Raw genomic sequence first — 16,259 nt, 5'->3', positions numbered from 1 at the left:
GATCATGCAGACCTGGACAGTCTGAACAACCACTCGCTGGCCGTCACCTCGCTGGCCGTCACCTCGCTGGCCGTCACCACACGGGTGGCGGCCAGCGAGCCCGTCAGAGCGACATCTCGCCGTACAGGCGGGCGTGCTCCTCGGCGGCACGCTGCCAGCTGAACGCCGGGATCAGCTCACGACCACCTCGCACCAGGGTCTCCCGCAGCCCACCGTCACCGGCCAGCCTGCGCATACCTGCCGCCAACGACTCCGGATCGCCGGCCCGGGTCATCACCGCCGTCCGGTCCGGCGTGAGGTACTCGCGAAACACAGCGATGTCGCTGGAGACCACTGGAAGGTCGGCCGCCATCGCCTCCAGGACGGCCAGCCCCCAGCCCTCCTTCAGGGACGGGAACACCAGCGCGTCAGCGCTTCGGTACCACTCGTGCAGCTCAGCATCGCTGATTGAACCGGCCAGGACGACGTCACGTCCCAGCTCGAGCCCCAGGCCCGGCAACGTCGCGAGCACCTCGTCGCGGTACCCGGTGTAGTCCTGGAACGAGTGTCCACCCACGATGACCAGGACCGGCCGGGGATCAGGTTCATGCACAAGCATCGCCATCGCCTGGACGAGGAAGACGCTGCCCTTGCGTGGTTCGATCCCGCCCACGGACAAGAACACGAAACGATCCGCCACTCCTGCGCGTTGCCGAAGGGCGGCGCGCCGTTCGGCCGCGATCGGTGCGAAGCGGTCAGCATCGACGCCGTTGTGGATGACGACCGCGTCAACGCCGTAGTCGGTCCTCAGTTGGTTGCGCCAGTCCTGGCTCACCACAACCAGCTGGTCCGGCTCCTCGATGGCTTTGCGCTGACAGTCGATGAGGGCCGCGGTAGTGAAGTCGTCGACGTGATGCACCGTCCGCACCACTCGCACGCGGGCACCGGCGTCCCGCACCCGGGCTGCGGCGCGTGCGGAGATGCAGTCCTGGGTGTGGAAGATGTCCACCTCGTGGGCGATCTTCCTCAACCCGGCCTCGAGGTCGTCGATCGACGCGAACACCCGCTTCTCCAAGGTGTCGGCCGGCGGAGAGGCCGGAACGAACGAGTACGGCGCACGTACCGGCCGGAAGAAGCTCTCGTCAGGATTGGCGAGCGCGACGATGCGCACCGGCATCGCTCGGTCCGCCATCGCGTCTGCGAGAGACAGGGTGTGGACGACGCCGCCCCTGGCCTTGGCCGAGTAGGTGACCAGGGCCACCCGCGGTTCGTCGGTTCGGACGGTGCTCACAGTGCCATCCTTGTCAGGCTCGGGTCGTCGGTGACGATCGCGGCAGCCACCAGGGACGCGCGCGCCGCGGTCTCGGTCAGGATGCACCCAGCCTGCACCAGGCGATCGCGCTGGCCCTGGTATCCCTGAGGGTCCTGGTCGGTTCCCAGCACGTAGGCGACGACCTGGGGGCCACCGTCGGCCATCGCGGACTGGCACGCGGGGGCGAGGGTCTTCGCGGGGTCGGCGTCGGCTCCGTGGCCAAGGACGACATCGAGGATGATCACCGCGACCTGTGGGTCGGCCGCGTGCTCGCTCAACACCTCGAGCCGTGCTTCGGGGTCGATCATCGGGTGTGGACGGCCACGGGTGTACTCCTCCTCGCCGAGGTCCAGGCACTGATGAGATTCGGCGGGAGCCGGCAGGCCCCATGCCTGGTTGATCGGTGTGTTGGAGTGAACCTCACCGACCGTCCGGCCGAGGATGACCAGGGACTCGTAGCACAGCGTCCCTCCGGAGAACAGCCCCCGGATCAGCCGGCGACCGGGCGCCAGCCTCGAACGCACCTCTGCCAGCGTCGGCCCTATCGTCGCCGTCGTGTCTGGTGCGGCGATCCCCAGCACGCCCAGCGTTGCCGTCACGCCGGACTCCAGGGTGTCTGCGAGGACGACCCCGGCCGGGGCGGGGAACTGGGGGTCCAGGCCGAGGAGCGCAGCGACCAGTGGCTTGTCGCCTGCCGTGGCGAGCACCGTGGCAGCCACTTCGGGCGAAGGTGGCTTGGAGACGAAGAGAATGACCTCCGTCGCCGGGTCGTCTCGGAGCGCGGAAACCGCGGCGCCGGCCATCCGTCCGCCGACCTCTGGGGACAGGTCGCGTCCGCCGACGCCGATGACCTGGCTGACTCCCACGCCCCAGCGATCAAGCAGTGCCATGGCCTCCTGGGCGCCCGTGCCGGCGGCAGCGACCACGCCGACGGGCCCGGGCCTGACCGTGTTCGCGAACCCCAGGCCAACGCCCCCGAGCATCGCCGTTCCGGCGCCCGGACCCATCAACAACCGGCCACGGGACAGCGCGTGATCCTTGAGCGCCACTTCTTTGTCGACCGGCACGTTGTCGCTGAACAGCAGGACATGCAAGTCGGCCGAGAGAGCCTGGTGGGCGGCCAACGCGGCGTAGTCCCCGGGCACGGAGATGACGGCGACGTTGGACTCGGGCTGGGCGAGCACTGCGTCGCGTAACGAGCGTCGTGCCTCGATCTGCGCGGCTGCGCTGTAGGACCGGACGGTGGACGTGACCGCGGACTCGCCGGCGGCCAGGGCCTCGGCCGCGATCGAGTCCGTTGTGGCCCTGACGACCAGGAAGAAGTCGTTGGCGCCCGCGTCGGCCACTTGCATGGGGTCGAGGCCCTCAGCCCGAAGGGTCTCCACGTTCGCCGGTGTAGCCATCGCCGCGCTCGCCCACTCGACGCCGCCGACCTGCCGCATCGCCCGCATCCCCCGTAGCTGCACCACGGAGTCGACGTAGGTGTCGGGAAACAGCTTGATGGCCACGGTCATGCGAGCGCTCCCTGCCGACTGTCCCCGTGGAAGATGCGGGTCCCCACCGACTCGTTTGCGGGGTCTGTGTTGCCCAGGGTGTCGACGACCAGCTCGGGAGTGCTGATCACCGCAACCCGACCGCTCCCGCGCTCGACGAACCTGACGGCGGCGCTCACCTTGGGGCCCATGCTCCCGGCCGGGAACTGCCCCGCCGTGAGGTGCCTTTCCGCCTCCTCTGAGTCCATCCACGTCAGCCGGCGCTGGGTCTGCTTGCCGAAGTCGAGCTGCACGGCGTCGACCCCGGTGATCAGGACGAGCGCCGCGGCCTGGAGCTGATGGGCGAGCTCGGCGGCGGCGTAGTCCTTGTCGATGACGGCGTCCACGCCGTCCCAGACGTCCCCGCGACGACCCACGGGGATCCCCCCACCGCCGCCGGTGACCACGACATGACCCGCGTCGAGGAGGCAGCGGATCGCTTCGATCTCCACGAATCCCTTCGGCACGGGTGACGCGACCACCCGGCGGAACCCGCGGCCCGAATCTTCGGTGATGTCCCAACCTCGGGTCTCGGCCAGCCTCGTGGCCGCGTCCTCGGAGAAGAAGGGGCCGATCGGTTTCGTGGGCAACTCGAAGGCCGGATCGTCCAGATCCACGATCACGTGGCTCAGCAGCGCCGCGATCCGATGACGACGCCCGCACGCGCCGTACAGGGCGATCGCGATCAGCGACCCCAACTGTCCCTCGGTCATGGCCCCCAGGCTGAACAACGGCATCTCCGGCACCTCGCCGCGTCCCATCTCCTGCTGGATCGCGAGATTGCCGACCTGAGGCCCGTTGCCGTGCACGACCACGACCCTCCAACCGGCGTCGAGAAGTGCGCAGATGGACACCGCCATCGCCGCGGCGTTGGCGCGCTGCTGCTCGTAGGTGCCCTGTTCGCCCGGGGCAAGCAGGGCGTTGCCGCCAACGGCCACCACCACGGTCCTGGCCACGACCCCTCACTTCCATGGACAATCGAGCGATCCGAATGCGTGCGAGGACGCCGCACGTGACGTTCAATATGCTGTGTAACCATAGACGATAGTGAACGTCGTGGTAACGTTCAAGCCGCTGCCCTGGTCGAGGTGAGAGATGGGTCGTCCCGTTGACCGGATCCCCGTCGAAGCGATGGCGAGGTTCACCGCCGCCGAGGCGCGCCTCTACCCGATGGCACTCAGCGACCCCGCAGGTTACGAGCTGGTCACGTCGCTCGTGGGGCTCGTCGCCGAGGAGCTGCGACGGAGCAGTGCGGACATCTCGTCGGTGCTGGAGCGGCGCTCGGAGCTGATCGGCCTGGTGCCGCGGCTTGCCGCGGAGGCGGGTCTGGTCGGTGGCGGAGTTCCCGCCGATGCCGTGGTCGATGCCGCCTCGGCCCTGCGCTGCCGCGAGCTGGGCGCCGCCGGCTGAGAGAAAGCCGGGGGCACTTGACATCGCTGTCCGAACAAGCCTTTACTAAAGAGTATGAATCGTGTCGTGAAGTAAATACGTCGGGAGAGTGCAATGAACATGGGTCGTGGGTCCTCCGCTGCGGCGTCACTCGGTGCGCCCCCCGGTCAGGACGGGGGCCCGACCGCGGCAGCCGAGGCGTTGGCATCGCTGGTCGTGGATCTGCAGGCTCGTGGCCTCAAGGTCGAGGTTCCGCTCGAGCGGCGCACCGGCGGCGCCGGCCCGTCGGACTCCGGCATGCTCTGGGTCGGTGGCTTCCCGATCACGGTTCCGACCGACAACGCGGCCGCCGCCGGATCGCCCTACGTGCTGAAGGCCGAGGACGACGGGTATGCCATCTTCGAGGACGGCCGGAGGGTTGCCGGCGCATCGACGCAGCAGCGCCCACGCTTCTATGACCTCACCACCGCGGACGGAGTTCCTTACTGGAAGATCGGCCTGATGCACCTGGACTCGTTCGCCAGCACGGTGGTGCAGACCTGCTCCTACTGGGGCAACGACGACCAGTGCAAGTTCTGTGGCATCGGGGTCTCGCTGGACTCCGGCCGCACGATCGTCAAGAAGAGCCCGGAGCAGCTTGCCGAGGTGGCGATGGCCGCGAAGGAGCTCGACGGCGCCGTGGACGCCACCCTCACCACGGGGAGTTCGAACGGCGTCGATCGCGGCGCTCGGTACGTCGCCCGATGTGGACATGCTGTCCGGGAGGCGACGGGGCTGCCGGTCGAGGTGCAGTTCGAGCCACCGATGAACCTCGACGTCATCGACGAGGTCGCCGACCTGGGCATCGACTCGGTGGGTATCCACGTCGAGTCGTTCGACCCCGCCGTGCTTGCGCAGGTGGCTCCGGCGAAGGCTCGCACCGGTATCGACCAGTACTTCCGTGCCTGGGAGCGAGCCGTCGCACGCTTCGGCGAGGGCCAGGTCTCCACGTATGTGATCCTGGGCATGGGCGAGGACCCGGAACTGACCGTGGAGGGTTGTCGGCGGGCAATCGACATGGGCGTGTTCCCGTTCGTCGTCCCGATCCGACCGGTCGCCGGCAGCCTGATGGAAGACGTCGTCCCACCGGCGAGGGAGTACACCGAGAGCATCTACCGCAAGGTCGCCGCCTACATGAGCGAGCGGGGCATGGCCACCGACGTCGCCAAGGCCGGATGTGCCAGGTGTCAGGCGTGTTCGGGACTGCAGAGCGTTGAGGCCCTCCTTCAGATCGGTGCCCGCCCAATCCCGATCTCCCATGCCGTCTGAGCTGAGGCTCCAAGGGCCGGCCGTCCCGCCGCGGGAGCGACGCCCCGTGCGCCCGACCGGTCACGCAGTCTTGTGCCGGCTGGCGAGTGCTGCGAGCGAACGCGCCGAGCATCTGAGCATCCGTCACCGGGTATTCGTCGACGAACAGGCAGTCTTCGCCGAGTCCGACCTGGACTCCCGAGACAGCGAGGACTCGACGATCGCCGTGCTGGGCTACAGCGACGGGATCGCCGTGGGTACCGTGCGGCTGTTCCTGGTCGAGCCCGACGCGGGCCGCTGGCAGGGCGACCGGCTCGCCGTACTGTCGGCGTACCGCACGCACGGGGTCGGGGCTCCGTTGGTCCGCTACGCGGTGGCGACCGCGGCCGTGCGCGGTGGGCGGACGATGGCGGCGCACATCCAGCCCGCGAACGTCACCTTCTTCGAACGACTCGGCTGGGCCAGGGTGGGCGAGACGGAGATCTACGCGGGGCTCCCTCACCAACCCATGTCCATCGACCTGCCGACCCGCGGCGAGGGGCTGGCGACGGTTCGAAGACTCGAAGGCGGGATCAACGGGCGAGGCCTGTGACCCCGCTGACGGCGAGGTCGATCACCACGGCCCGGCGTCCGCCCGACCGCAACGCCAGCAGTCCCGACTCGTCGATGACCCCCACCGCCGCCGCCTCGAGCCCGCGTTCCTGGAATGCCGCCAGACAGTCCTTCTCGCGTCCGGGCGGAGAGCACAGCAAGAATGCGTACGCCGGAAAGCAGGTCAACCACTCCTGCATCGGCACATCGGCGGGCCGGGGGAGTCGCTCTAGGTCCAGTGTCACCCCGAGCCGGCTCCACTCGAGCAGCATCGCCAGCGAACCGACGAGCCCGGCCATGCTGACATCCTTGGCGGCGACGCAGGCGCCCGAGGTGGCTACGGAGGCGAGGACGCGGACATCGCCTGCCATCTGATCGGCCCGCTCTGTGAAGGTACGGAAGAACGGAAAGTCGGGACGCATCGTCCCCGTGGTGCAGGCGGCCACGATAAGTGACTGGCCGGCGGCGACGTTCGTGGTGGACAGCACAGCCGCGGCTCGTCCGACGCCGAAGGCGGACATCGCAGGTGCACCATCGTGCAGGGTCAAGTGCCCGCCGGCCAGCGCCACGTCGTACCAGCCGCAAGCCTCCTTCATGCCGCGGAGGGCCTCGCGTGCGAGCTCGGGACTGCCGACGATGGTGTCGACGATGGCCAGCGGAACCGCGCCCATCGCGGCAAGGTCGTTGACGTTGGCCAGGACCGCTGCGACCCCGGCGCCGTAGGGGTCTGAGGCGACGAAGGCCGGGAGCAGAGCCTCTCCGCAGACGATGACCTGGTCTGCGACCCCTCCCGGTGGCAGGCCGAGTGGGGCGGCCACTACGGCCCCGTCGTCGCCCGGGCCATGCACCCAGCTCCCGGCGCCCAGGACCTCACTGACCAGCCTGATCTCGTTCTTCGCCCGCAGCGCTGGGTGCGATCGCAGGAATCCGGCCAGCTCCTCGAGTTCGGTCCCGTCGTTCGTGCCGGTGCTCATGGCTGCCCCTCACGGTTGATCGGGCAGACCGACCCATCTGCCGCTCTGTCGGAAAGTGAACGATACATGTAGTATAGGCAACATGATTACTCCGGCGTTCCTCACCCTGCCAGAGCGCAGCACCAAGCCCAGGACGGTGGGCCTGACCCACGTGCTCGACAAGGGTCTGACCGTGGAGTCGGCTCGATCAGCGCTCGTCGCCGCGGCACCTCACATCGATGTGTGGAAGTTCGGCTGGGGCACGGCCTACCTCGACGTCGGGCTGCCCGAGAAGCTGGAGCTGTTGAGGGCCCACGGGGTCCTCTCCTGTCTGGGCGGGACGCTCCTGGAGATCTCCTGGGCCCAGGGGAAGGCCCAGGACTGTCTTGACTGGGCCGCCGCGGTGGGATTCGACAGCGTCGAGGTCTCCCGAGGGGTGGCACCCATGAGTCTGGATGACAAGCACCACCTGCTGCGCCTCGCCTCACAGAACTTCGTCGTGTTGTCCGAGGTGGGGAGCAAAGATCCCGACCAGGCCCTCACCGCCGAGCAGTGGACCCGCGAGGTGGCGCAGGACCTCGCCGCGGGTGCCCGCTGGGTCATCACTGAAGGTCGAGAAAGCGGGACGGTCGGGATCTACCGGGAGGACGGGTCGATCCGGGAGGAGGTGGTCACCGCCGCGGTCCGCGGCGGCGGGGTCGACAAGATCATGTTCGAGGCACCCCGCAAGGACCAACAGGCGTGGTTGATCCGCGCATTCGGCGCCGACGTCAACCTCGCGAACATCCCAGCCGAGGAAGTGGTGGCGCTCGAGACACTTCGCCTGGGGCTCCGCGCCGATACCTTCGACCCCTCCCGGCTATGGCAGCCCGCGTGACCGAGCCGGCCGGGACCCTGCGACGCAACGTCGTGCCCGGCGCCTACCGCGGCGTCGCCGTGTCCTCGGTCGAGTGCGACCTCGACGAGGAGTCCCTGAGACGGCATTTCATCGGCCGGGAGGCTTATCGCCGAACAAGGTTCATCGTCGTCCGCCATGGCTCGCAGACGGCTGTCGTCGCAGTGCAGAAGGCGTCCGTAGAGCCACTGTTCTCCGCCATCACCGGGCTGCAGCTCCTGGTCGGGGCCGCCGACTGCGTCTATCTCGAGGATCCACATGTGGACACGGCCATACCGAGCGCACTGGCGCAGGCGGCCACGAGCCGCGCGCCGGACAAACGTGGAGCGGTGGTGCAGGGCAGATACGGACACGTGAGCTTCATCATCGACCCGTCGCCGCTGCGGATCACGGTTCGCGAGGTGACGCCGCCGTACCCCCCGAAGCTCCTCGACCAGGTGGGTCGCGTACTGGCCCTCGCCGAGCACCTGCCGCCGATCGAGCTGGTCCCCGACGTCGTCGAACTCGAAGACCTGGCGCGGTCCCGGAGGTCTGAGAGCTACCTCCTGCCGTGCCGCGGTGGGGGAGTAGCCGTCGAAGGCGCGACCACCGACTATCTGGACGAACACCCCGATCGGCGCGAATGGACGCTCATCGGCTGCGAGCGGTCACAGCAGATCCACGAGTGGTTCTACGGCGAGCGTGCCCCGCAGGTCGACATCTGTCCACGAAAGCGGACCGGTGGCACCGGGGCGATCCTGGCCAAGTGTTGCTTGCTCGAGACCCACATCGAGGTCGACGACGGTCGCGTGGTCGTGCCGTGGGGGGCCTCGCTAGCCCAGATCTCCGAGGCGTTGACGACCCTGGCCCACAAGTGGGAGCCGACGTGGGCACCCGCCTGAGCGACTCCGAGCAGTACGCCCATCTGTGGGGCACGCCAGAGCTGGCGAAGGTCTTCGAAGAACGCGCACGGTTGCAGAGCTGGTTGGACATCGTCACGGCGTTGGCCGTAGCCCAGGCGCGACTCGGCATCATCCCCGACGAGGCGGCGGTGCAGATCGCCTCGCATGCCCGTGCCCACGAGCTCGACCTCGACTTCCTGGCCAGCGAGACCCGGCGTACCTCGCACTCGATGCTGGGGTTGATCAACGCGCTCCAGCAGCTTCTCCCCGATGTGGCGAGGGAGCACGTGTACGTCGGTGCCACGGTCCAGGACGTCACCGACACCTGGTTCGCCCTGGTCATGCGTGATGTCGGCACGGTGGTGTGGAGAGACCTGTGCGCCATCGAGGACCGGCTCCTCGCGCTCGCCGTCGAACACCGCGACACGCTCATGGTCGGACGAACACACGGCCAAGCCGGCTCTCCGATCACGTTCGGCTTCAAAGCGGCTTCATGGGCCGACGAGGTTCGACGCCATCTCCAACGATTGTCGGAGGGACGTCCGCGATGGCTGGTCGGACAGCTCGGGGGAGCCGTGGGCACCCTCGGATTCTTCGCACCGCGCGGTGCCGAGCTGCGCGCCGAGTTCTGTACGGAGCTGGGACTGGCCGACCCCGGCATCTCGTGGCTCACCTCTCGGGACCGAATCGCGGAGTTCGGCGCACTGCTGGCGATGATCTGCGGCACCCTGGCCCGGATCGGCAACGAGGTCTACGAGCTGCAGCGGCCGGAGATCGGCGAGCTGCGCGAGCCGACGACGAAGGACACAGTCGGCAGCATCACGATGCCGCACAAGCGCAATCCCGAGGGCAGCGAGCACCTGGACACCGTGGCGCGACTCGTCCGCGCCAATGCGCAGGTGCTCACCGAGGGGATGGTCGCCGGGCACGAGCGTGATGGGCGCACCTGGAAGGCGGAGTGGGTCGCGTTACCCGAGGCGTGCCTGCTGACAGGGGTCGCGCTCGAGATGGCCCTGCGCCTGCTGTCAGGCCTGGTCGTGGACGCAGCGGCGATGAGGAGCAACCTCGACCGGTACGGTGACCAGCTGGCGTCCGAACAGATGCTGGCCGGGCTGACCCGGCGACTGGGGCGAAACGCCGCCCAGCGGCTCATGCACGAGCTGCTCGCGCCGGGTAGTCGCGACGTCCACGACGTGTTCGACGCGTTGCTGGCCGAGGGTGCCGCCACGGAGCAGGACCGCCAGGCATGGACGACCTGGATGGTCGGCGATGCCGGCAGGATGGTCGACGAAGTCGTCGCCCGCGCGCGAGCCGCTCGCACGACGGAGCCGGACCCATGGAACTGACCAGTCCCCGGACTCGACTCGCGGTCCTGCCCACCCCGTTGGTGCGCGCGTTGCGCCTGGAGCGCGCGCTCGACGCGGGGCCGATCTTCCTCAAGCGTGACGATCTGACCGGCTTCGGGATCTCCGGGAACAAGGCGCGAAACCTCGAGTTCCTGCTCGGCGCGGCCGTCGCCGAAGGGGCCGACATCTTCGTCACAGCCGGCAGCACGTCGTCGAACTTCTGTGCGGCCGCGGCGATGGCCGCCCGCGTCGCGGGCATGGACTGCGACCTGCTGTTTCCCCGCGAAGCGCCCTCGCGGCCGTCACCGAACGTCGAGCTTGCGCGCGCCGCCGGTGCCCGCTTGGTCTTCGACGTGGTTGAGACCCGCGACCTGCTCGACGACGCTGTTGTGGAGCACGCGAAGACCCTTCGAGCCGAGGGACGGCGACCCTACGCGGTGCCGCGGGGCGGAACGACCACAACCGGCGTACTCGGCTACGCCCATGCGGCGCGAGAGCTGGATGAGCAATGCCGGCTGGTGGGAGTCACTCCCCGGACAGTCGTAGTGGCCACAGGCTCGGGTGGCACGCAGGCCGGGCTGGTCGCAGGACAGGTCGGGTGCGGGCTCCCGTGGCGTCTCGTCGGCGCCAGCGTGAGCAGGCCGGCCCCTGGCATGGCCGAGAAGATCCTTCGTCTCTCGCGCAGCTGTGCCACCGCCATGGCCCTCGACGAACCCACCGCCGCCGATGTCGACGTCCGGGACTGCCGCGGCGCCGGCTTCGGAGTGGCCTCGGCCGAGGATCGGATCAGCTCGCGGCTGGCGCTGCACCACGAGGGCTTGCTGCTCGATGACTACTACGGAGCGAAGGCCATGACCCTATTTCGCACCCTGCTGACCGAAGGCGCCCCGACGCCGGCCGTGTTCTGGCACACCGGGGGAGTGGCCGCGGCGCTCACCGCCCTGCTGGGTGCAGCGTCGTGAAGCCGGCGATGCGGCGCAGCGGCCCACCTCAGTCCGGGCCGGCCCAAGAGCTGATCGACAGCGGGTTCGCCCTGGAGAACGCCGACGCGCCCTTTCTCCACGAGGGCCTGAACCTCGCCGACATCGCACACGTGCTGGACCTGTTGCGACGCGAGATCGTCCCGGCTCCGGCCGCCCGCGACCTGTTGCGGCTCCTGCTCGAGGTGCAGCAGGTGGCCGTCGAGGACTTCCCCTACGACCCCGAGTTCGGTGAGCCCTACAACTCCCGCGAGCGCTTCTTCGTCGGGCGCCTCGGCAAGGTCGCCGGGTGGCTGCACGCCGGCCGCCCTCGGCGCGAGGCAGCCCGGATCGCCCTGCGGATCCACGTCCGAGGCCAGCTCCTCGAGCTCGTCGACGAGGTGGTGAGGTTCGCCCGCGACACCACGGCCCTGGCCGCTCGGCACGTGGACACCCTGATGCCGGACCAGACCTACCTGCAACAGGCACAGCCGTCCACGTTCGCCCACTACGTGTTGTCGTTCGCCTACCCCGCCATGCGCGACGCGCACCGACTGCTGGACGAGTACGACGACATCAACCGCAGCCCCGCGGGCGCCGGCTGTGTCAACGGAACCCGGTTGCTCGACGACCGGACGTTCGTCGCCGCCGCCCTGGGTTTCGACGAGGTCATCGAGCACACCCGCGACGCGATGTGGCAGATCGACGGGCTCATCCACGTGCTGGCCAGCGCGGCCAGCCTGTTGTCCACGCAGAGCAAGCTCGCCGAGGACCTCGAGATCTGGTCCAGCAGCGAGTTCGACTTCGTCGACCTCGCGGACGCCTACACCCGGTCGAGCATCCTGATGCCGCAGAAGCGCAACCCCTACTCCCTGTCGATCGTGCGTGGCGCGTCGGGAGTGCTGATTGGACGCCTGACCGGTTTCCTCGCCGTGGCCAAGAGCCCCTCCGCGCGCAGCGACAACCTGATCTTCGCCTACGGCGAGGTACCGCGTGCGCTGGACCTCGCGATCCGGGTCACCCGCCTGATGGCCGGGGTGGTGCGCACCCTGGACGTCAACGTCGACCAGATGGCCCGTGGGCTCGATGCGGGCTACACCCAGGCGACCGACCTGAGCGAGTACATCGTCGAGAACTGCGGCGTCGACTACCGCAGCGCCTACGAGGTGGTCGGCAGAACCGTCCGCGAGGCCAGCCAACGGGGAATCCCGGGTCGGCACATCACCGGAGCCATGCTCGACGAGGCTGCGATCGCGGAGACCGGGCAGCCGCTGGGCCTCACCGCGGCGGACCTGAGCACTGCCCTCGACCCTCGGGTGATCATCGAGAGCCGCAAGGGCACCGGCGGGGCGGCCTCGACTGCGGTCCGGTCGATGATCGGACAGTGCGAGCGGAGCGCCGACGACCTCTCGCGCGCTGTCGAGCGGCGCCGGCAGGGACTCGACCAGGCCGTGAAAAGGCTGCTCGAGCAGGCCAGAACCACTGCTGACCTAGTGAAGGAGCCGGAGGACCCAGATGACTGAGTCAACGCGCGCCATCGTGCTGCCGGGCGACGTATCCGTAGTGAACGTGGGGCTGTCACTCTTCGCCGACGCGGTCCGGGACCAGGCTGCCCCCGTGGAGGAGGTCGACTGGCGGATACCCGCGGACGGGCAGCTGGACCTTGTCGATGCACTAGAACAGCTCGAGGGTCCGCGGGCAGCCGGCATCGACCAAGCGAACGCCGAAGCGGTGCGTCGCCTGGACCGGAGCGTGCCACTCCTGGTGGACGTGGCGCCGGCCGGGACCCTCATCCCGGATCTCTCCGGCCGCACGCTGCTGCACTGCGGACCCGCCATCGAGTGGGCAGAGGTCTGTGACCCACTCCGTCGCTCGATGCGGGCCGCCACCGTTGCCGAGGGTTGGGCCGGGACCATCGAGCAGGCGGACCTGATCCTCGCCGACGGCAGCGTGAGACTTCAGCCGGCCTACCGCTACGACACCGTCATGCCGATGGCGAGTGCGATCGGTCCGTCGGCGCCGGTGTTCGCAGTCGACAACCGAGACGGCGGCACTCGGGCATTCGCCCCGATCAACCAGGGGCCGGGGGAGACCGCGTGGTTCGGACGTGAGACGCCGGCGGCGATAGCCCGGCTGGAGTTCCTGCGCGACATCGGTGGGCCGATGCTCCGCGACATCCTGGACTCATCAGGCCCCATCGACATCTTCGCCCTGGCCGCCCAGGGGGTCCAGATCGGTGACGACGTGCACATGCGGACCCAGGGCACGACCAACCTGCTGATCCGCAACCTGCTCCCCCAGATCGCGGCGCTGCCGGACCCCGGACGTCTCGAGCTGGCGCAGTACCTGTCCGGCAACCACCTGTTCTTCCTGAACCTCGCCATGGCGGCCGCCAAGTCGGCCGCGATGTGGGCCGAGCAGGTCGAGGGATCGAGCATCGTCACGATGATGTGCCGCAACGGAACGTCGTACGCAATCAAGCTGGCCGGCTCGAGAGATGTCTTCATCAGCGCAGCACCGCCCGTCGAAGAGGCCATGTACTACCCCGACTACGGTCCCGAGACGAGCGCACCCGACATCGGGGACAGCGCTATCCTCGAGCTGGTGGGACTGGGCGGCGCGGCAGCTGCCGGCTCACCGGCGGTCGCCGGGTTCCTACCGGGCGGTATGGCCGACGCGGTCAGCATGACCGAGCGGATGGCGTCCATATGCGTCGCAGAGAGCACGCGGTTCAAGCTGCCCACCTGGAACAACAGGGGAACCCCGGTGGGAGTCGACGTACGGCGCGTGGTCGAGCTGGACACCACGCCCAAGGTCACCACGGGAATCCTGCACGCGAGTTCCGGCGCAGGCCAGATCGGTGCCGGTGTGGCCACCGCACCCGTCGAGAGTTTCCGCGCTGCCCTCAGGTCCCTGGTGTCCGACGCCTCCAGCGGATGAGGAGGGGCAATGAAGGATCGCATTGTGCACACCCGATGGACCGGCGGGATGCGAGCCGTGACCGTCGTCGACGGGTTCGAGATCGTCGTCGACGAGCCTGAGATCTACGGTGGCACCGACACCGGCCCGCAGCCGACCGACCTGCTGTTGGCATCGATCGGGTCCTGCATCGCCTTGTCAATGGCGTTCGTCGCCAGGAAGCGTGGCATTGAGCTGCTCGGCCTCGACGTTAGTGTCGTCGGCAGCTACGACGGGCTCAAGTTCGACCGCATCTCGGTGAGGATCAGCTCGGGCACCTCTCGTGATGTGCTCGAAAGCCTCATGCCAGAAGCCGAACGAGTCTGCTACGTGTCCAACACGCTGCGGCACCGGCCGGAGCTTGTCGTTGACGTCGGCTGAGCCCGATGGCTGCCTGATGTCACCGCCCCAGATCTGCGCCGCTAGTTCTGTCATTGTGCGCGATCTCATCCGCGGCGAGGTCCGACCAGCCGTGGTGTTGGATGCGTTTCCCACCGCGTTGTACCTGCGTCTGGCGGGAGGCGAGGTCATCGCGCTGCTCACCCGCGACGCCGTCCTGTTGCCGCTCGGCCTCAGGTTGTCGACTCACAGCGCTGATCACCCGCTCGACCGGTGGGCCGGGGCCGTCCGCGTCGGCTCATCTCAGGTCCAGGTCGGCGACTGGAGCGTCCGACTGACACGCGTCGTCTCGGTCCAGGTCCCCGAGAACCTCGAGCCGAACTGTCGCGCGATCGAGTACGCGTCGCACACGCTGGGGCGCTCCGGCCAGGTCGAACCTAGGCCAGGACTGCTTGAAGTCCTCCTGGGCGATCAACACGTCCTGGCGCCGGCCTCGGTCGTCGATCGCCTTCTCGGTGTCGGGCCGGGACTGACCCCTTCCGGAGACGACATCCTGGCCGGCTTCCTGGTCGGTGCGTGGTCGTTCGGTCTCGTCGACGATCGACTGCGCACCGTTGTGCTCGAGGCGGCTCCGGCCGGTACGACCGATCTCTCAGCAGCCCTGCTCCGTTGCGCGTGTCGGGGCGAGGCGATACCGCAGGTGAGTGCGCTTTTGTCGGCGCTCTCCGGAGCCACTGCTCGCGCCCGCGGGCTGGACGACGCCCTTCTCAAGCTCTGTCGCGTCGGGCACAGTTCGGGAGTATCCATGGCACTTGGCGTTGTTGCAGCGGCCAAAGTTGCTGCTCGGGTGCGCCGTAAGGCGGAGCTACGCCCTGTCTGGCAGCTGGGTGCGGAAACTGACAGCGAGGCGATTCCACACGTTGATCGTAGCCACGGCCAGCACAAGGCGAACGATCTGTCGTTTGTGGAAGTGCCTGGCGAGGTCATCCCACAGCCGATCTGAGACCCCCTCCTCGGCACTGCTGGTGAGCGCTTCGGTGAGCGCGAGCGCCGCCTGTTCACCGAGGCTGAACATACCCGGGGCCTCGCGCCAAGCGGGGAGGATGTCCAGCCGGCGCTGATCTTCGCCGTGAGTGCGGGCATCAGCGTTGTGCATGTCCAGGCAAGAGGCGCATCCATTGATCTGCGAGGCTCGTACCCGAACCAGTTCCAGCAGGCGTGGCTCGATACCCCCGGTGCGGACGCAGTCCTCCAAGCCCTGTACGGCTTTGTAGGCGGTCGGGTCGACGTCCTCAAACGAAAGTCTTTGCTTACCGGACATTGCGGGTCCTCCTTGGTGTTTGCGCCGTCGCCGCGGAAGGTGTCTGACTTCTCCTGCTGAACGTTCCAGGCGGCCCGCGATGCGAGGTGCTGTAGATGCCTTCAGGGTGCCGCGAACAGTGCGTGATGGCAGCGTGAGCCGCCGGTCGAATTGAAGTTTGCGGCGTTGCCGAGGCCCGGCACTTGTGAGAACGGCCCACGCGAAGGCCCGCGAGCTGCGTGACAGGAGGGTGACGACTGGTAACGCCATTTCGTGTGACCACTATCGTTGCCTGCCTACGGGTAGCAGAACGACCTGAACTTCGCCCACGGAAGCGTGAGACTCCAAGCCCGGGTACGGCTGCGACACCGTGATGCCGTGGCCAGTGCGATCGGTTCGTTGGCGCCGGTGTTCGCAGTCGACAACTGAGACGACGGCATGGTGACGTCCCGGGAGGTGGTGTAGTTCTGGCTCGCTGAAGTGCCTCGTGTCGTTGACGAGGAAGTAGGCGGCCATCGTGCGACGGTCAGTGAGACCT

The 16,259-nt window shown here is 68.4% G+C and carries 15 protein-coding genes and 1 pseudogene; 11 read left to right on the top strand and 5 right to left on the bottom strand.

Translation table 11 applies throughout. From position 1 onward, the window contains the following. Nucleotides 1-103: 103 nt before the first annotated feature. Genes ISU10_RS21890 through ISU10_RS21880 form a run of 3 tightly spaced genes read right to left on the bottom strand, consistent with a single transcriptional unit; the run spans nt 104 to nt 3,779 of the window. Complete coding sequence (locus ISU10_RS21890) at nt 104-1,270, bottom strand: MSMEG_0565 family glycosyltransferase (RefSeq protein WP_194698578.1); 1,167 nt, start codon at nt 1,268-1,270, stop codon at nt 104-106. After that, nucleotides 1,267-2,805 carry an AllF/FdrA family protein gene (locus ISU10_RS21885; protein WP_194698577.1) on the bottom strand — a complete coding sequence of 513 codons (1,539 nt, stop codon included), beginning with the start codon at nt 2,803-2,805 and terminating at the stop codon, nt 1,267-1,269. The genes ISU10_RS21890 and ISU10_RS21885 overlap by 4 nt, the downstream gene beginning before the upstream one ends. Then, nucleotides 2,802-3,779, bottom strand: coding sequence for a carbamate kinase (locus ISU10_RS21880; protein WP_194698576.1), 978 nt, complete (start codon nt 3,777-3,779; stop codon nt 2,802-2,804). The genes ISU10_RS21885 and ISU10_RS21880 overlap by 4 nt, the downstream gene beginning before the upstream one ends. Before the next feature lie 139 nt (nt 3,780-3,918). Between ISU10_RS21880 and ISU10_RS21875 the strand changes: the two genes are divergently transcribed. The 3 genes from ISU10_RS21875 (at nt 3,919) to ISU10_RS21865 (ending at nt 6,091) form a co-directional block, all read left to right on the top strand. Beyond that, nucleotides 3,919-4,233 carry a hypothetical protein gene (locus ISU10_RS21875; RefSeq protein ID WP_194698575.1) on the top strand — a complete coding sequence of 105 codons (315 nt, stop codon included), beginning with the start codon at nt 3,919-3,921 and terminating at the stop codon, nt 4,231-4,233. Nucleotides 4,234-4,332: 99 nt separating this feature from the next. Then, nucleotides 4,333-5,520, top strand: a complete 1,188-nt coding sequence (locus ISU10_RS21870; RefSeq protein ID WP_194698574.1) for an MSMEG_0568 family radical SAM protein — start codon at nt 4,333-4,335, stop codon at nt 5,518-5,520. A 46-nt stretch (nt 5,521-5,566) separates the two neighbouring features. Then, nucleotides 5,567-6,091 carry an MSMEG_0567/Sll0786 family nitrogen starvation N-acetyltransferase gene (locus tag ISU10_RS21865; protein ID WP_370865783.1) on the top strand — a complete coding sequence of 175 codons (525 nt, stop codon included), beginning with the start codon at nt 5,567-5,569 and terminating at the stop codon, nt 6,089-6,091. Here the strand turns inward: ISU10_RS21865 and ISU10_RS21860 are convergent. Beyond that, entirely contained in the window at nt 6,072-7,064 is a 993-nt protein-coding gene (locus ISU10_RS21860; RefSeq protein WP_194698572.1) for an AIR synthase related protein, read from the bottom strand. The genes ISU10_RS21865 and ISU10_RS21860 overlap by 20 nt on opposite strands. Before the next feature lie 82 nt (nt 7,065-7,146). Here ISU10_RS21860 and ISU10_RS21855 point away from each other — a divergent pair, with 82 nt between their 5' ends. Genes ISU10_RS21855 through ISU10_RS23365 form a run of 8 tightly spaced genes read left to right on the top strand, consistent with a single transcriptional unit; the run spans nt 7,147 to nt 15,424 of the window. After that, nucleotides 7,147-7,920 (top strand): phosphosulfolactate synthase, encoded by a 774-nt coding sequence (locus ISU10_RS21855; RefSeq protein WP_194698571.1) that lies wholly within the window; start codon nt 7,147-7,149, stop codon nt 7,918-7,920. Then, on the top strand, nt 7,917-8,819 hold the full coding sequence (locus tag ISU10_RS24285; protein WP_194698570.1) for an XcbA family protein: 903 nt from the start codon (nt 7,917-7,919) through the stop codon (nt 8,817-8,819). The genes ISU10_RS21855 and ISU10_RS24285 overlap by 4 nt, the downstream gene beginning before the upstream one ends. After that, a complete protein-coding gene (locus ISU10_RS21845) occupies nt 8,804-10,165 on the top strand; it encodes a class-II fumarase/aspartase family protein (RefSeq protein ID WP_194698569.1) in 1,362 nt (453 codons plus the stop codon). Before ISU10_RS24285 ends, ISU10_RS21845 begins: the two co-directional genes overlap by 16 nt. Continuing rightward, nucleotides 10,156-11,127 carry a 1-aminocyclopropane-1-carboxylate deaminase/D-cysteine desulfhydrase gene (locus ISU10_RS21840; RefSeq protein WP_194698568.1) on the top strand — a complete coding sequence of 324 codons (972 nt, stop codon included), beginning with the start codon at nt 10,156-10,158 and terminating at the stop codon, nt 11,125-11,127. Before ISU10_RS21845 ends, ISU10_RS21840 begins: the two co-directional genes overlap by 10 nt. Next, a complete protein-coding gene (argH, locus tag ISU10_RS21835; protein ID WP_370865782.1) occupies nt 11,124-12,647 on the top strand; it encodes an argininosuccinate lyase in 1,524 nt (507 codons plus the stop codon). Before ISU10_RS21840 ends, argH begins: the two co-directional genes overlap by 4 nt. Beyond that, nucleotides 12,640-14,064: a YlbE family protein gene (locus ISU10_RS21830; RefSeq protein ID WP_194698567.1), complete on the top strand. Its 1,425-nt coding sequence runs from the start codon at nt 12,640-12,642 to the stop codon at nt 14,062-14,064. The genes argH and ISU10_RS21830 overlap by 8 nt, the downstream gene beginning before the upstream one ends. 57 nt (nt 14,065-14,121) lie before the next feature. After that, complete coding sequence (locus ISU10_RS21825; protein WP_194698566.1) at nt 14,122-14,463, top strand: OsmC family protein; 342 nt, start codon at nt 14,122-14,124, stop codon at nt 14,461-14,463. 55 nt (nt 14,464-14,518) lie between these two features. Further along, nucleotides 14,519-15,424, top strand: a complete 906-nt coding sequence (locus tag ISU10_RS23365) for an oxamate carbamoyltransferase subunit AllH family protein (RefSeq protein WP_370865781.1) — start codon at nt 14,519-14,521, stop codon at nt 15,422-15,424. A 42-nt stretch (nt 15,425-15,466) separates the two neighbouring features. Here ISU10_RS23365 and ISU10_RS24280 read toward each other — a convergent pair. Next, a pseudogene (locus tag ISU10_RS24280) lies at nt 15,467-15,742 on the bottom strand (carboxymuconolactone decarboxylase family protein); the annotation flags it as partial. Nucleotides 15,743-16,259: the final 517 nt, after the last annotated feature.

Source organism: Nocardioides agariphilus (assembly GCF_015352445.1).
GTDB classification, from domain to species: domain Bacteria; phylum Actinomycetota; class Actinomycetes; order Propionibacteriales; family Nocardioidaceae; genus Nocardioides; species Nocardioides agariphilus.
This window is presented reverse-complemented; position numbering and strand designations above follow the sequence as displayed.

Bases quoted from the DNA above. Each gene is read 5' to 3' on its own strand.
- ISU10_RS21885 (WP_194698577.1), bottom strand. From the start codon at position 2,805: ATGACCGTGGCCATCAAGCTGTTTCCCGACACCTACGTCGACTCCGTG.
- ISU10_RS21875 (WP_194698575.1), top strand. From the start codon at position 3,919: ATGGGTCGTCCCGTTGACCGGATCCCCGTCGAAGCGATGGCGAGGTTC.
- ISU10_RS21870 (WP_194698574.1), top strand. From the start codon at position 4,333: ATGGGTCGTGGGTCCTCCGCTGCGGCGTCACTCGGTGCGCCCCCCGGT.
- ISU10_RS21860 (WP_194698572.1), bottom strand. From the start codon at position 7,064: ATGAGCACCGGCACGAACGACGGGACCGAACTCGAGGAGCTGGCCGGA.
- ISU10_RS21855 (WP_194698571.1), top strand. From the start codon at position 7,147: ATGATTACTCCGGCGTTCCTCACCCTGCCAGAGCGCAGCACCAAGCCC.
- ISU10_RS21840 (WP_194698568.1), top strand. From the start codon at position 10,156: ATGGAACTGACCAGTCCCCGGACTCGACTCGCGGTCCTGCCCACCCCG.
- ISU10_RS21830 (WP_194698567.1), top strand. From the start codon at position 12,640: ATGACTGAGTCAACGCGCGCCATCGTGCTGCCGGGCGACGTATCCGTA.